The following is a 15,800-nucleotide window of genomic DNA, read 5'->3' on the forward strand; positions in this document are numbered from 1 at the left end:
GTTCTATGCTATCAACGCGTGCGGACACAAAATTGCGCGTACCATAGAGGCGTTTTCTGCTTCGCCTCGTTTGGGAGATGTATGTCCAAACCCTCATCCGCACTCGACGCCAGCTCTTGCGATGTTTACGCCGACTCCGCGCGCCACCCTCTCACGCGCACATGGTGCGTAGCTGCGCTCGCCCTCATCTGCTGCGCGCTCTGGGGCAGTGCGATCCCCTGCATCAAGATCGGCTACGAGCTTCTCGGCATCCAAAACGGCGACGTACCATCGGAGTTTCTCTTCGCTGGCGTGCGCTTTATGCTTGCCGGCGCTATCGCACTTGCCGCTGCAGTCATAACAAGACGTCGCTTGCCTCGCGTCTCACGCACGGGATGGCCACTCGTTATCAGACTCTCGCTTGCCCAAACTATCGTGCAGTACGCCTTCTTTTATATCGGCGTTTCAAACGCTTCGGGTGTGCGCGGCTCAATCGTCAACGCTATGAACACGTTTCTCTGCGTGTTGATGGCAGCGCTCGTGTTCCGGCAAGAACGGCTCACTGCGCGCAAAGTCCTCGGCTGCGCTATAGGTTTTGCCGGAGTCGTTATCGTCAACCTCACCGGTGGCGATAGCGGCGGCGCCGTCACGCTCACAGGCGAGGGCTTCATCCTTATTGCCGCTGTCTCCTACGCTGTCTCGTCTGCCCTCATCCACACCTACTCCCAGCGCGAGGACCCCGTGGCGCTCAGCGGCTACCAGTTTATCAACCCTAGTCATCGCGCAAAGCCCCTTCTGCAGCACACGGTGCAACCGAGTCACCGCAGGCCGGGGCGGGAGGCGGACCTTTCTCTCGGAAAACTTCGCGAAGCCCAGTTTCCGAGAGAAAGTGTCCGGCTGCCGCCCCGGCCGACCAGGTCACATTACACCGTGTACTGCGGCAGGTCCTGCAGGGCGATGACGTCCATGCCCATGTCGTTGGCGCTGCCGTGGCCCTGCTGGTCCTCGCGCACCGCTTCGATAGCACTCACGTAGGTGTTGGCGGCAGACATCGCCGTCACGCAGGTCACGCCGCGGCGCACCGCCTCGGTGCGCAACAGATAGCCGTCGCCGCGCGAGCCCGGGCCGTACGGCGTATTGATGATCACCGCGATCTTGCCATCGGCGATAAGGTCACCGATGTTGGGGCGCTCGCCGTCGTGCGGGCCGCTGATCTTTTCCACGACCTCGCACGTCACGTTGCCTCCACGCAGCACGCGCGCCGTACCCTCGGTAGAGCAGATGTCAAAGCCCAGATAGCGCAGGATACGGGCGACCGAAAGGATATGGCGCTTGTCGCGATCGCACACGCTAATGAACACCTTGCCGGCGCTCGGATCAGGCAGTTTGTAGTCAATCGCCAGCTGTGTCTTGGCGTATGCCTCGGGATAGCTCTTGGCGACACCCATGACCTCGCCCGTCGACTTCATCTCGGGCCCCAGGATAACGTCGGCTCCCGGGAAACGACCCCAGGGCATAACGGCTTCCTTCATACAGAAGCAGTCCAGCTGGCGCTCGTCGCTCGGCAGGCCCAGGCTCGCGATGGAATCGCCCGCCATGATGCGCGCCGCGCACTTGGCCAGCGGCACGCCGGTGGCCTTGGAGATAAACGGCACGGTACGACTGGCACGCGGGTTGGCCTCGATCACGTAGACGGTCTCGCCCTTGATGGCATACTGCACATTGACCAGGCCGCGGACTCCCAGCGCCATCGCGATGCGGCGCGTGGTCTCGCGAAGCTTCGCCTGCAGACTCTCGCTAAAGCTAAACGGCGGAATGCAAGTCGCGGAGTCACCGGAGTGGATACCGGCCTCCTCGATATGCTCCAGAATACCGCCGATGTAGACCTCCTCGCCGTCGCACAGGGCATCGACATCGGACTCGATCGCGCCCTCCAGGAAGCGGTCGAGGTACACCGGATAGTCGGGGCTAATGCGGGCAGCCTCGGCCATGTAATCGTGCAGATGCTCGGCATCGTAGGCGATCATCATGCCGCGGCCGCCCAACACATAGCTCGGACGAACCAGCAGCGGGTAGCCGATATGCGCGGCCACGGCCTCGGCCTCCTCAAACGAGGTGGCCTGACCCGCCGGCGGGTACATAATGCCCAGCTTGTCGAGCAGGGCGGCAAAGCGCTCGCGGTCCTCGGCAAAATCGATGGCATCGGGCTTGGTACCCATGATGTTCACGCCGCTCTCCTCGAGCATGCGCGCCAGCTTAAGCGGGGTCTGGCCGCCGAGCGTCACCACGACGCCGTCGGGGCGCTCAACATCGATAACGTCCATGACGTCCTCGTAGGTGAGCGGCTCAAAGTACAGACGACCGGACGTGTCGTAGTCGGTCGAGACGGTCTCGGGGTTGCAGTTGACCATGATGGTCTCGAAGCCACGGGCCGCCAGCGCGTAGCTCGCGTGCACGCAGCAGTAGTCAAACTCGATACCCTGGCCGATACGGTTGGGGCCGGCACCCAGAATCATCGCCTTGGGCTTATCTGCCGGCGTGGTCTCGTCGGGGGCAACGCACTTCTTGGCGACCGGGCTCGTGCGGTAGATGTTTTCGTAGGTCTTGTAGTGATACTCCGTGGCACTCGAGAACTCAGCAGCGCAGGTGTCGACCGTCTTCATGCTGGGAACCACGCCCAGACCCTTACGGTAAGCGCGAACAAAGCGCTCGTCCGAGCCGGTCAGCGCGGCAATCTCGGCATCGCTCGTGCCATACTGCTTGAGCAGGCGCATCGCGTCGGCGTCGATGTCCTCCACGCGCAGGCCGCGAATGCTCTCCTGGACCTGCACCATATCGTTGATACGGTTGAGATACCACGGATCGATGCCGCAGATGGCATGGATGCGCGCGACATCCCAGCCACGACGCAGGGCCTCGACCACAAAGAAGATGCGGTGCTCAGTCGGGGTGCCCACGGCCTGAGCGAGCTCGTCGTCGCTCAGCTTATCGGCACCTTCCTTGCCACCAGCGCAAATGCCCTGATGCCCGTCCTCCAGCGAGCGCATGGCCTTACCAAAGGCCTCCTCAAAGGTGCGGCCGATCGCCATGATCTCGCCCACGGCTTTCATGCGCGTTGTGAGCGTGGGGTCGGTACCCTTGAACTTCTCAAAGGCAAAGCGCGGCACCTTGACCACACAGTAGTCGATCGTGGGCTCAAAGCAGGCAGGCGTGGCTTTGGTGATGTCGTTGACGATCTCGTCGAGCGTGTAGCCCACGGCCAGGCGAGCGGCGGCCTTGGCGATGGGGAAGCCCGTGGCCTTGGAGGCCAGTGCGGACGAACGGCTCACGCGCGGGTTCATCTCGATGACGATCAGGCGACCGGTCTGCGGGTTCACGGCAAACTGCACGTTGGAGCCACCGGTCTCGACGCCGATCTTCTCCAGAATGGCGAGCGAGGCGACACGCATGCGCTGATACTCAAGGTCGGAGAGGGTCTGCGCCGGCGCCACGGTGATGGAGTCGCCGGTATGCACGCCCATGGGGTCGAGGTTCTCGATGGAGCACACGATGATGCCGTTGCCGGCGTGGTCGCGCATGACCTCCATCTCGTACTCTTTCCAACCCTCGATGGACTCCTCGACCAGCACCTCGTGGGCGGGCGAGAGCTCAAGGCCCTGGTTCACGATGGAGACGAGCTCCTCGTGGGTGTGCGCGATGCCGCCGCCGGCGCCGCCCAGGGTAAAGCTCGGGCGCAGCACGCAGGGATATCCCACGCGCTCGGCGATGGCCTCGGCGTCGGCCACGCTGTAGGCATAGCCCGAGCGCGCGACCTCCAGGCCGATCTCGGCCATGGCCTCGTTAAAGAGCTTGCGGTCCTCGCCGCGCTCGATGGCGGCAAGGTCGCAGCCGATCATCTCGACGCCGTACTGGTCGAGCGTGCCGTCCTTTGCCAGCTCGACGGCGGCGTTCAGACCGGTCTGGCCGCCCAGCGTGGGCAGCAGCGCGTCCGGGCGCTCCTTCTTGATCACGCGCTCGATAAATTCGGCGGTGATGGGCTCGACATAGGTGCGGTCGGCCAGGCCCGGGTCGGTCATGATGGTCGCCGGGTTGGAGTTGACCAGGATGACCTCAAAGCCATCCTCCTTGAGCACCTTGCAGGCCTGGGCGCCGGAGTAATCGAACTCGCAGGCCTGGCCAATGACGATGGGACCCGAGCCAATGACGAGGATACGCTTGATGTCAGTACGCTTAGGCATGTTAGTTCTCCTCGGTCTCGGTCGTGGCGGAACCATTGTCGGCAAAGTTCCAGCCCTGCAGGCGGTCCTTCGCGGTGTCGATGTCCAGGTAGTTCTCCTCGCCGTCCATGAGTCGCGTAAAGGCGGTAAAGAGATAGTGGGCATCGGTGGGGCCGGGCGAGGCCTCGGGGTGGTACTGGACCGAGAAGCACGGGGCGTCGAGCAGCTGAATGCCCTCGGCGGTGCCGTCGTTGAGGTTCACGTGTGTCAGTCGAATGCGGCCAAAGCGCTCGTTCATCACGACGGGCGCGATACCACGGCGCACCCAGACGCGCAGATCGCCGTCGGCCGCATGCTCGGTCTCGCCGCCCGAAAGTTCGGGGACAAGCTTGCCCAAGCTGGGGAACAGCAAGCCAAAGCCATGGTTTTGCGCGGTAATTTCCACGCGGCGGCTGACCAGGTTCATAACCGGCTGGTTACCGCCACGGTGACCGAATTTGAGTTTTTCCATCTGGGCGCCGCATGCCAAGCTGATCATCTGGTGACCCAGGCAAATGCCAAAGACGGGCACCTTGCCGATCAGCTGCTGCACCTGCTCGTAGGTCTCTACCACGGCATCGGGGTCGCCGGGACCGTTGGACAAAAAGACGCCATCGGGATTCATGTCGAGTACCTGACGCGCGGGTGTATCCCACGGCACGACGGTGAGGTCGCAGCCAGCACGGACCAGACCCTCCAGGATGCCACGCTTGACACCGCAGTCGTACGCGACCACGTTGTGGCGGGCGGGAGCGGGGGCCGCAAGCGCAAAGCCATGCTCGGCAGGCAGATCGCTTCCGGCGAACGGATGGGGTGCAGGGCAGCTCACGGTCTTGACCAGGTTCTCCCCCACCAACGTGGGAGCAGAGGCCAAGCGCTCGGCAAGCTCGTCGATGTCGAGGACCTCGGTCGAGATAATGCCCATCTTGGAGCCATTGTCGCGCAGGTGGCGCACCAGGGCTCGGGTGTCGACGCCCTCGATAGCGACGATGCCGTGTGCGCGCAGGTACTCCGGCACGCTGACGGCCGAGCGCCAGTTAGAAGGCGTGGCACACATGTCGCGCACGATCATGCCGCGCATGGCGGGAGCACTCGCAGGGCGTACGTCATCGCCGGGGAAGGCGGACTGGACATCGGTCTCGTCGATGCCATAATTGCCAATCTGCGGATAGGTCATGGTAACGATCTGGCCAGCATAGCTCGGGTCGGTCATAACCTCAAAGTAACCCTCGAGTGAGGTATTGAAGCAGACTTCGCCGGTCGCGGTGCCCTCGGCACCACATGCACGGCCATAAAAAATGGTCCCATCCTCAAGGTACAGGATGCAGGGACCGCAAGCACCCTTGCTGGTTTTGGCCAGCATGCGCTGGCACAGTTCGCTGGGCGCGATGGTGCGGGCGGCAGCGCCCGCAATATGGTTGTTCGCCATAGTTCTCCTTCCCGGTCTCTCGGGACCGGCTTAAAGGTGTGTAGTTAGGCCTCGCGGTATTCTAACCGTAAGTATGACTTATGGCGTTAATTACATAGAATTGTTTACAAAATGATAATTATGACTTCTTATGCATAATGATTTTTCTGGGACGGGGATTAAAAAATCATTCTGAAAGCAGAGCTTTGTCGCTGAGTAGTCAATTTGGGACGGGGCTATTTTAGCTGCCCCGTCCGTCAATCAACCTAACCGTCGTGCCACCAGCCGGGGTAGCTAAAATAGCCCCGTCCCAAATTGACTACTCGCCAACCGCATACATGACAGAATAATTTTTTAATCCCCGTCCCAGAAAAATCATCCCGCGTGGACTTGCGGCTCACGCGGGATGTCATCGTTCTATATGGCTGGGGACTACTTTTGCTTGTCCTGCTCAAGTAATTCGGACGGGGTGCGGCCAAGCTTGCCGCCACGGAAAATCTCGCGGCCGTGCAGGCGGTGCTCCAGGTCACGTTCGGCCTTTTCCTCGTCAATCTCAGTCTGGCTCACCGCCGGGTCCTCGATGAGCGACGATACCGAGTTCACCTGTTTCTGAATACGCTCGGCAATGGTGTCATCCATGCTCACGATACGCATCTTCCAGTCGATATTGGTGGCGTTGGAAGAGCTCTTGGTCCAGACGAACGTCAGGATGGCGCTCTGGTGGCCCTGGGCGGGAAACATGCCAAAGAAGGAATCATGCTGAATCCTGCTGTCCTCGTCGATATAGGCGTGGACGTTATACACCACACGGTCAATCTTGTCGTTGAGCAGGGCATTGGTTGCGAGCGCCGCCGCCTGAATCTGACCGTTGGACAGCAACTCGAGCTCATTGGCAGAAGACGTGTCCAGCACCGTCACCTCAACCGTGCCCGCACTCTCGTCGGCCTCGTCGACGGTAAAATCGAGCGGGAACTGCGTAAAGCCGTTGCCCCATTCAAGTCCACCTTTGAGCGCGGTCGAGACGGTATCCACCGAAACGCTCTCGGAGAGGTTCGCGGTGTTCAGGCGTCGCATCACGCCGTAGCCGATCTGCATGCCCACAATCAGCACCAGGATGCCGATAACCACGGCCATGGCAGTTTTCGTAATGGTATGGCTCACCTGCGAACCCGAAGGATCGTCCTCGGACAGCGGGTCGATATGTTTTGCCTGGCTCGCGCGATCCTCGCTGCGCAGCCGCGCCAGTGTCGCCTTGTCACCGCGTTTGACGGCAGACTCTTTCTCGCGCATGCGCTCGGTACGCTTTTTGGCGAGTGTAGGATCCAAGACGCCGGATGCATCGATTTCGGAGAATAACTCCGTCACTTCTTCCGGAGTCAGATGGTTCTTATCAGCCATAACCTTCCTGCCATATCAATCAGTCGAGCTCGTGCGCACGCGCACCTTCGAACTGCATTCGATAGTAACGGGCATAAGTGCCGCCACGGGCGAGAAGCTCCTCGTGCGTGCCACGTTCCACAACGCGACCATGCTCAACGGTCGCAATCTCGTCGGCATGCTTAATGGTCGAGAGACGGTGAGCGATGATGATCGTGGTGCGGCCGCGCGCCAAGCGCTCGAGCGACTCCTGCACCGCCTCCTCGCTCTCGTTATCCAGAGCACTGGTCGCCTCATCCAAAATAAGGATCTTGGGATTTTTGAGAAACACGCGCGCGATGGCGACGCGCTGCTTTTGACCACCAGAAAGACGGCTGCCGCGCTCGCCCACCACGGTGTCATAGCCCTGCGGAAGCGACTCGATAAAAGCATCGATGTTGGCGCGATGGGCCGCCTCGGCGATTTCTTCTGCCGTGGCGCCCGGCTTGCCATAGGCGATGTTCTCGCCAATCGTTCCGTCGAACAGATAGACATCTTGCTGCACCAGGCCGATGGATCGGCGCAGGCTACGCTGCGTCACGTCGCGCACATCCTGGCCGTCAATGCTAATGGAGCCGGCGGAAACGTCGTAAAAGCGCGGCAACAGCGAACAAGTCGTTGATTTGCCGCCGCCCGAGGGACCAACCAAAGCGATGGTTTGACCGGGCTTAATGGACAGATCCATATGGTCGATAACGGGACGCGTCCCGTCGCCCGCGCCCAGCTCGACATCCTCGTAGCTAAAGCACACGTCGCGATACTCAACAGAGCCGGCCGTCACCTGCAGATCCGCAGCACCCGGCTTATCCTGAATATCGGGGACAGTCGAGAGCACCTCGTCCATGCGCTTAAAGCCGGCGATGGCTTTCTGATACGTCTCGGCCGAATTGACGAGCGTCTCAAGCGGCGTGCAGAACAGCGAAATGTAGAGCGCGAAGGTTGCCATATCGACCGCCTGCAGCTGGCCTTGGGCAACGAGCCAACCGCCCAGCAGCACCACGATCACATAGAGCACGCCCGAGAGCAGACCATACGTCGCGGTGTAGACGCCCATGGCGTGATACATGTTTTCCTTGGACGAAAGGTAGCGATCGTTAGAGGCACGGAACTTAGAGCGTTCGGTCTGCTCATTGGCAAAGCTTTTGACCACACGCATGCCCGCCAGCGAATCCTGCAGCTGCGCATTGATGCCGCTGATCTTTTTGCGGTTATCGCTAAAGACCTCGCGCATGCGCATATTCTGCCAAAACATAATGACCGCGAACACCGCCGTCACCACGGCCATGACGAGTGCGAGCACCGGCGCAATGGTAAACAGAATCACAAACGAGCCAATGATCTCGATACCGCAAATAATGATCCATTCGGGCACGTGGTGCGCCGCCTCGCAGATATCGAACAGGTCGTTGACCACGCGGCTCATCATGTCACCCGAGCTGTTGCGATCAAAGTACGCAAAGCTAAAACGCTCGTACTGATCGAACAAGTCCTCACGCATCTTGGACTCCATGCGCGCGCCCATCACGTGGCCCCAATAGCTCACAAAGTAGCGGCAGGCGCAGCGGGTGGCATACATCAGCACCAGTCCCACCGCGATCATACCGAGCGCCTGCATAATGGCAGTCTGGCCCTGGGTAAACAGCCCGCCGCACAGATTGCGCAGGATAATGGGAAACGCCAGGTCAATGGCGGCGAGCACCAGGGCGCAAATGGTATCGGCAACAAAAAGCCCCATCTGGGGCTTGTAGTAAGACAGAAAACGCTTCAGCATGTGATCCTCAAAGAAATATCAGCAACGTAAGACCCTGGGACAAAGCAATCAGTAGTACTTGTCCCAGGGCTATCCCCACTCGTTACAGTTCAGAACCACCAAGGCGGTGCGCGATGCTGTCGCAGGCGAGCGCGCCCACGACGGTCTTGGCATCCTCGATCTTGCCGTCGAGCACGGCATCGATCAGCTCGTGCAGCGGCACCAGGTCAACGTTGACAAACTCGTCATCGTCGGGGTTGGGCGCATCGAACTCGAGCTTGGTGGCCAGGTAGATGTGAATAATCTCGTCGCAAAAACCGCAGGTCGTGACAATAGACGTTAAAAAGCGAATGCGCCCGGCCTTAAAGCCCGTCTCCTCATGCAGCTCGCGCCTGGCACAATCGAGCGGGTCCTCGCCTGGGTCGAGCTTGCCGGCGGGAATCTCAACCGTCACGCGGTCGATGGCGGTGCGGTACTGACGCACCAGTACGATCTTGCCGCTCTCGGTCAGCGCCACAACGGCCGCCGCACCCGGATGGCGAACGATATCGCGGGCGCTGCGGTGACCGTTGGGCAGCTCAACCTCAAGACGGTGGACGTCGAGGATCTTGCCCTTCCAGGCGCACTCCTCCGAAAGAATCTTCTCGTGCAGCTCGGCATCGTGCGGGTCGTCGTCGCCCAGCACCAGCGCCGGCTCGTCAGCGACCTCGCCACCAGGCTCGCCCTCGGCGTGCCCATACATGCGGCTGTCCTCTTCGACGATTTGCGCGTCCACGAGCTCTTCGTTCTTCTCGTCCATCCGTCTCATTCCTCTCGGATTTTAGGCATCCCAGGCGTCGCGGCCGCGCAGCGCGCGCAGGCCAATGTCGTGACGCAGGGTCTTGCCCTCAAAATCGATCTTCTCGCAAGCCTCGTAGGCAAGGTTGCGAGCGTTCTCGAACGTGTCGCCCAGCGCGGTCACGGCGAGCACGCGGCCGCCGTTGGTCACGAGCTGGCCGTCCACCACGGCGGTGCCGGCGTGATACACGGTCACGTTCTCCATGGCCTCGGCGTCCTCGATGCCGGTGATGACCTTGCCCTTCTCGTAGCTGCCGGGATAACCCGCGCTCGTCAGGACAACGGCCACCGCCCACTCGTCACGCCAATCGAGCTCAATCTGGTCGAGCTCGCAGTTGGCGCAGGCAAGCATGACCTCGACCAGGTCGTTCTTAAGGCGCGGCAGCACGACCTGCGTCTCGGGGTCGCCAAAGCGGGCGTTAAACTCCAGCACCTTGGGGCCGGCGGGGGTAAGCATAAAGCCGCCGTACAGGCAGCCACGGTAATCGATGCCCTCGGCGGCGAGCTCGGCCACGGTCTGCTCCATGACCTTCACCATGGTGGCGTGCTCATCGTCGGTCACGATGGGCACCGGGCTGTAGACGCCCATGCCGCCCGTGTTGGGACCAAGGTCGCCCTCAAGCGCGCGCTTGTGGTCCTGCGAGGTGGCCATGGGGCGCACGGTCTTGCCGTCGGTAAAGGCCAGCAGCGAGCACTCGGGGCCAACGAGCATCTCCTCGATAACCACGGTGTTGCCGGCGTCGCCAAAGGTGCCGCCAAAGCACTCGCGCACGGCCTCTTCGGCCTGCGAAAGCTCAGTTGCCACAATAACGCCCTTGCCCGCGGCAAGACCGTCGGCCTTCACGACCAGCGGAGCGCCCTGCTCGCGCACATAGGCGAGAGCCGAAGCCTCGTCGGTAAACGAGCCGTAGGCGGCCGTCGGAATGCCCGCGCGCTCCATGAGCTGCTTGGAGAACAGCTTAGAGCCCTCCATCTGAGCACCCTCGGCACCCGGGCCAAAGCAGGGAATACCCGCCGCGCGCACGGCGTCGGCCACGCCCGCCACGAGCGGAGCCTCGGGGCCAATCACCACGAGTCCGCATCCGTGGCTCTGTGCAAACGCCGCCACGGCAGCAGGATCGCAATCGTCGAGAACCACGTTCTCGCCGCAGCTCGCGGTGCCGCCGTTGCCCGGGGCGATGTAGAGCTTGCCGGCGCGCGGTGATGCCGCGAGCTTGGCTGCCAAAGCATGCTCGCGGCCGCCGCTGCCCAACAACAGGATGTCGATGGTTTGAGTGTCCGCCTTCAAGGGTGCCTCCTCTATGGATTAACGGCCCGTCAACCATGCGGGCCCATTACAAGCAAATATACCCCTCGGCCGCCCGTCCGGGCTGCGAAGGGGTATATCGCAATGACCAAATAACGCCGATTACTTCCAGAATCGGTTGATGATCTGCTCGCGGCCGGCGCCAACACCGACAAACGTCACGCGCGTGTGCGCCAGATCCTCGACAAATGCCACGTAGTCCTGAGCCTCCTGCGGCAGCTCCTCAAAGCTGCGGCAGCCGGTGATATCGCACTTCCAGCCAGGAAGCTCCTCGTAGATGGGCTTGGCATGCTCAAAGCGCACCTGGTGCTCGGGCACGCTGGTGTAGCGCTCGCCGTCGACGTCATAGGCCACGCACACCTTAATGGTGTCGAAGACCGAAAGCACGTCGAGCTTGGTCAGGGCGATGTCGGTAAGACCGTTGACGCGCGAGGCGTAGTTGGCGATGGGACCGTCAAACCAGCCGCAGCGGCGACGGCGACCGGTGGTCACGCCGTACTCATAGCCCTCCTCGGTCAGCGTATGGCCGGCCTCGGACTCGTAGGAAAGCTCAGTGGGCATGGGGCCTGCACCGACGCGGGTGATGTAGGCCTTCATGACGCCCAGCACGCGATCGACGTTTTTCATGCCAACACCAGAACCGGTGATCGCGCCGCCGGCGGTGCAGTTAGAAGATGTGACAAACGGATAGGTGCCGTGGTCGATATCGAGCAATGTTGCCTGGGCGCCCTCAAAGAGCAGGGTCTTGCCCTCATCGATCATGTTGTTGAGCAGCAGGCTCGTCTCGGTGATGTACGGGCGCAGGCGCTCGGCCATGGGCAGGTACTCTTCACAGATCTGGTCCACGGTGTAGGTGGGCAGGCCGTAAAGCAGCTCGAGCTCGGGATTCACGCGGGCAAGAGCGGTTTCCAGCTTGTCGCGGAAGAGCTCCTCGTCCAGCATGTCCTGCATACGAAGACCAATACGAGCCATCTTGTCCTGATAGCACGGGCCAATGCCGCGCTTGGTGGTACCGATGCTCTTCTTGCCGAGCTTCTGCTCAAAGGCGCCGTCCAGGTCGACGTGATACGGCATGATCACGTGTGCGTTGCCGCTGATCTTGAGGTTCTTGGTGGTGATGCCATCGGCCTCGAACATGTCGATCTCCTCAAGGACAACCTTGGGGTTGACGACGCAGCCGTTGCCAATCACCGACACGTGGTCGGCGTACATGATGCCGGAGGGCACCTGGTGCAGGCCGTACTTCTTGCCGTTGACAACGATGGTGTGGCCGGCGTTGTTGCCGCCCGAATAGCGCACGACGGCATCGAAGTCGCCGGCGATCAGGTCGCAGATCTTACCCTTGCCCTCATCGCCCCACTGGGCACCGACCAAAACGGTTGACGGCATGTTTACTCCTTACATACATGGACTGTCTGCGCGCCACACGGCGGGCAGAAGCACAAAACATTCCCAGTATACCCGTGCAACGGGCGCCTGTCCTACTCCTCGGTATGCACCCCATCAAGCTCATAGAACTTGGTAGACGCCGGCAGGAACATCAGGTCGACGTCGCCGATCGGGCCCGAGCGGTTCTTGGCCACGACAATACGCGTGACGCCCTCGTCGGGTCGGTCGTCGCGCGAGGCCTCAGCCTCGTCGGCGGAACGGTCCAAGAACATGACGATATCGGCGTCCTGCTCGATGGAGCCCGATTCGCGCAGGTCGGAAAGCTGCGGGCGCTTGCCGGTACGGGATTCGACCTGACGCGACAGCTGAGACAGCGCGATCAGCGGAATCTTGAGTTCCTTGGCCATAATCTTTAAGCCACGAGACATCTCGGAGACCTCGACGGTGCGACTCTCGGAACGACGTCCCGGCGGAGGACTCACCAGCTGCAGGTAGTCCAAGATAATGATGGCCTTCTCCTTGTTGTGGAGCATGCGGCGGCTCTTGGCGCGAATCTCGGTCACCGTGGTGCCGGGCGTATCGTCAATCAGAATATCGAGCTTGGACAAGGTCTGCGTGGCCTCGTTGATATTGGCCCACTGCTCGGGGCTAATGCGACCCATGCGAAAATCACTGATCGAAATCATGGCATAGGCGCAAATCAGGCGCTGGGCAATTTCCTTGCCCGACATCTCCAGCGAGAAAAAGCCGACGGTGTAGCCCGCAGCGGCGGCATTGAGCGCCAGGTTTAGAGCGAACGAGGTCTTACCCACGGCGGGGCGGGCGCCGATAATGATGAGCTGGCCCTCGCGGAAGCCCATAAGCATGCGGTCGAGTGACGGGAAGCCCGTGGGAACGCCCGCTGCCTGGCCACCGGCCTGGCACACTTCCTCGGCCTCGTTATAGGCCTCGACCATAAACTCGGTCAGTGTCTTGTAGCTCGACTTAACCTCGCGCGCCGTAACCTTGAGCAGCTTGCTCTCGGCCAGCTCCACGACCTCTTTGGTATCGGTGGGGGCGTTATAGGCCAGCGCGTTAATCTCGTTGGTGGCGCCGATCAGCTCACGCAGCATCGAGTCGCGACGAACGATGGCGGCATGGTGCTGCCAGTTGACGAGCGACAGGGTCTGACCCATCAGCTCCAAAATGTACGCCTCGCCGCCCACGGCATCGAGCTTGTTGATGCTTCGCAGGTAATCGATCAGCGAGATGGAGTCGATGGGGATGCGACTGTTGTACATATCGACCATCGCGGTATAGATGGTCTTATGAATGGGCCGGTAGAAATCATCGGGCTGCAGCTCGACCTGGGCTTCTTCGACCACTTCGGGCGATAGCAGCATGGCGGCCAGCACGTTGGCCTCTGCATCTTGGTTTTGGGGGAGACCCAACTTGGAGCCGCGGTCCTCGACCGTCAGCCATGTCTCCCTATCGTCATATGCCATGAGCATCCTCATTCATATCGCTTGCGAGCATCCATAGTATCAGCCACAGCTTTAAATCGAGGCGCGCCTTAACAATCATCACCGAACCAAACGGATGAACGGTCCCTTATGTGGGACTGCATCTCAATGTATGACGTGACACCCACTCAGCGCAAAAAAAATAAAAGGGCGCCCCGGTCTCCCAGAGCGCCCTTCTTAGAACAAGATTGTTGCGTTGCAGCAAATGCTACTCGGCAGCAGCCTCGGTCTCGACCTCGGCGGTCTCGGCCTCGGCGACCTCAGCGGCCTCCTCGGCCTCAGCCTCGGCAGCGAGCTCCTCGGCGGTAACGCCGACGAGAACGACAACCTCGGCCTTGATCTCGCGGTACAGCGAGATGGCAACGGTGTGGGCACCGGCAACCTTGATGGGCTTGCCGAGCTCGACGCGCTTGCGGTCGATGTCCATACCGAGCTGATCCTTGATGGCGTCAGCGATCATAGCGGCGGTGACGGAGCCAAAGAGGATGCCCTCGTCGCCGACCTTGACGTCGACGGTGACCTGCTTGCCCTCGAGGGCAGCCTTGGTCTCGTTGGCGGTAGCCAGACGGACGGCCTCGCGCTTGGCGATGTTGTTGCGACGCTCGTCAAGCTGCTTGAGGTTGCCCTTGGTGGCGGCAACAGCGAGCTTCTTGGGGAACAGGAAGTTCTCAGCGTAACCCTGAGCGACCTCTACGACGTCACCCTCGCCGCCCTTGCCCTTGATCTCATCGAGAAGAATAACCTTCATGATGCGTCTCCCTTCTTAGCCGCGGTCGCGGTTGCCACGAGAGGAAACCACGGGGACGGTGTACGGCAGGAGAGCCATCTCGCGGGCACGCTTGATGGCGTTGGCGATGTCATGCTGATGCTGCGTGCAAGCGCCAGTGACGCGACGGGGCTTGATCTTGCCACGGTCGGTCATGTACTTACGGAGAAGCTGAGTGTCCTTATAGTCGATGAACTCAGTGTTCTCCTTGCAGAACTGGCAGTACTTACGACGCGGCTGACGTGCAGAAAAATCATTAGCCATGTCAAAATACCTTTCATTTGGCAACTTCGGCGAACCGAAGCCGCCTCTCACTCAAAAATAGGTGAACAACCCTTAAAACGGGATGTCCTCATCGTAGACGTCGACCGCGGGCGGCGTAGCCACCGGTGCGGCAGGACGTGCTGCGGGCGCGGGAGCTGCGGGGGCGTAACCGCCCTGATCGTAGCCACCCTGGCCACCACGGGAGCTCATAAACTCGATCTCATCGACGATGACCTCAAGCTTGCTCCTGCGCTGACCGTCGCGCTCCCAAGAGCTGTAGCGCAGCTTGCCCTCGATCGCGACCTTGTTTCCCTTTGCCAGGAAACGGCTCACGGCCTCGGCGCGGGTGCCGAACATAGTGCAGTCGACAAAGTTGGGATAGTCCTCCCACTCGCCAGTCTGCGCATTGCGGCGGCGATCGTTCACGGCGACGCCAAAGGACAGAACCTGGGTTCCGCCGGCAGTGGCGCGCAGCTCGGGATCGCGGGTGAGGTTACCGGTGATGTTCACTCGATTGATGCTCATTACTCACTACTTCCTCTTGGGGCACAAGCCCAGTCCAAAACGACAGTCTTACTCCTGGTCGTCGCGACGGACGATCATGTGGCGGACCACAGCGTCGGTGATGCGCAGGACGCGATCAAGCTCGGCGATCTGGGTAGGATCTGCGTGGAAGTTGATGAGGGTGTAGTCACCATCGGTGAGGTCGTTGATCTCGTAGGCGAGCTTGCGCTTGCCCCACTCGTCAACGGAGTCGACCTTGCCAGCGCCCTCAGCGATCGTGGTATCGATACGCTTCATAACAGCGAGACGAGTCTCGGGGTCGAGCGACGGGTCAACAAAGAACAGCAGTTCATAAGCCTTCATATTGTCACCTCCTCTGGACAAATGTGGCTTCAGGTCGTGAAGGTGCGCCTGAAGCAGGAA

Annotated in this window: 13 protein-coding genes; 1 reads left to right on the forward strand and 12 read right to left on the reverse strand. The window is 61.0% G+C overall.

Going from position 1 to position 15,800, the window contains the following annotated elements; all coding sequences use genetic code 11:
- Positions 1 to 81: 81 nt before the first annotated feature.
- Positions 82 to 1,014 (forward strand): DMT family transporter, encoded by a 933-nt coding sequence (locus tag ACTNA2_RS04840; protein WP_441048765.1) that lies wholly within the window; start codon positions 82 to 84, stop codon positions 1,012 to 1,014.
- Here ACTNA2_RS04840 and carB read toward each other — a convergent pair.
- The 12 genes from carB to rpsF form a co-directional block, all read right to left on the reverse strand.
- Positions 903 to 4,217: a carbamoyl-phosphate synthase large subunit gene (carB, locus tag ACTNA2_RS04845; protein WP_441048766.1), complete on the reverse strand. Its 3,315-nt coding sequence runs from the start codon at positions 4,215 to 4,217 to the stop codon at positions 903 to 905. The two genes, ACTNA2_RS04840 and carB, sit on opposite strands and share 112 nt — an antisense overlap.
- A 1-nt stretch (position 4,218) precedes the next feature.
- Positions 4,219 to 5,664 carry a glutamine-hydrolyzing carbamoyl-phosphate synthase small subunit gene (carA, locus tag ACTNA2_RS04850; RefSeq protein ID WP_441048767.1) on the reverse strand — a complete coding sequence of 482 codons (1,446 nt, stop codon included), beginning with the start codon at positions 5,662 to 5,664 and terminating at the stop codon, positions 4,219 to 4,221.
- 411 nt (positions 5,665 to 6,075) lie between these two features.
- Entirely contained in the window at positions 6,076 to 7,041 is a 966-nt protein-coding gene (locus ACTNA2_RS04855) for a hypothetical protein (protein WP_441048768.1), read from the reverse strand.
- Positions 7,042 to 7,060: 19 nt separating this feature from the next.
- A complete protein-coding gene (locus ACTNA2_RS04860; protein WP_441048769.1) occupies positions 7,061 to 8,830 on the reverse strand; it encodes an ABC transporter ATP-binding protein in 1,770 nt (589 codons plus the stop codon).
- Positions 8,831 to 8,912: 82 nt separating this feature from the next.
- A complete protein-coding gene (locus tag ACTNA2_RS04865; protein ID WP_195838565.1) occupies positions 8,913 to 9,608 on the reverse strand; it encodes an NUDIX domain-containing protein in 696 nt (231 codons plus the stop codon).
- 21 nt (positions 9,609 to 9,629) lie between these two features.
- The gene (gene purD / locus ACTNA2_RS04870) at positions 9,630 to 10,934 is read right to left on the reverse strand and encodes a phosphoribosylamine--glycine ligase (protein WP_441048770.1); all 1,305 of its coding nucleotides are present in this window, start codon (positions 10,932 to 10,934) and stop codon (positions 9,630 to 9,632) included.
- Positions 10,935 to 11,054: 120 nt separating this feature from the next.
- Entirely contained in the window at positions 11,055 to 12,341 is a 1,287-nt protein-coding gene (locus ACTNA2_RS04875) for an adenylosuccinate synthase (RefSeq protein ID WP_427717940.1), read from the reverse strand.
- Positions 12,342 to 12,433: 92 nt separating this feature from the next.
- A complete protein-coding gene (gene dnaB, locus ACTNA2_RS04880; protein WP_427718155.1) occupies positions 12,434 to 13,831 on the reverse strand; it encodes a replicative DNA helicase in 1,398 nt (465 codons plus the stop codon).
- Between the two features lie 220 nt (positions 13,832 to 14,051).
- Positions 14,052 to 14,591, reverse strand: coding sequence for a 50S ribosomal protein L9 (gene rplI, locus ACTNA2_RS04885; protein ID WP_441048771.1), 540 nt, complete (start codon positions 14,589 to 14,591; stop codon positions 14,052 to 14,054).
- Between the two features lie 15 nt (positions 14,592 to 14,606).
- The gene (gene rpsR, locus ACTNA2_RS04890) at positions 14,607 to 14,873 is read right to left on the reverse strand and encodes a 30S ribosomal protein S18 (RefSeq protein ID WP_006235829.1); all 267 of its coding nucleotides are present in this window, start codon (positions 14,871 to 14,873) and stop codon (positions 14,607 to 14,609) included.
- A gap of 72 nt (positions 14,874 to 14,945) precedes the next feature.
- On the reverse strand, positions 14,946 to 15,398 hold the full coding sequence (locus ACTNA2_RS04895) for a single-stranded DNA-binding protein (protein WP_006235830.1): 453 nt from the start codon (positions 15,396 to 15,398) through the stop codon (positions 14,946 to 14,948).
- A 48-nt stretch (positions 15,399 to 15,446) separates the two neighbouring features.
- Positions 15,447 to 15,740 (reverse strand): 30S ribosomal protein S6, encoded by a 294-nt coding sequence (gene rpsF, locus ACTNA2_RS04900; protein ID WP_006235831.1) that lies wholly within the window; start codon positions 15,738 to 15,740, stop codon positions 15,447 to 15,449.
- Positions 15,741 to 15,800: the final 60 nt, after the last annotated feature.

This window comes from Collinsella sp. HCP28S3_E9, from assembly GCF_052065455.1.
GTDB lineage: Bacteria > Actinomycetota > Coriobacteriia > Coriobacteriales > Coriobacteriaceae > Collinsella.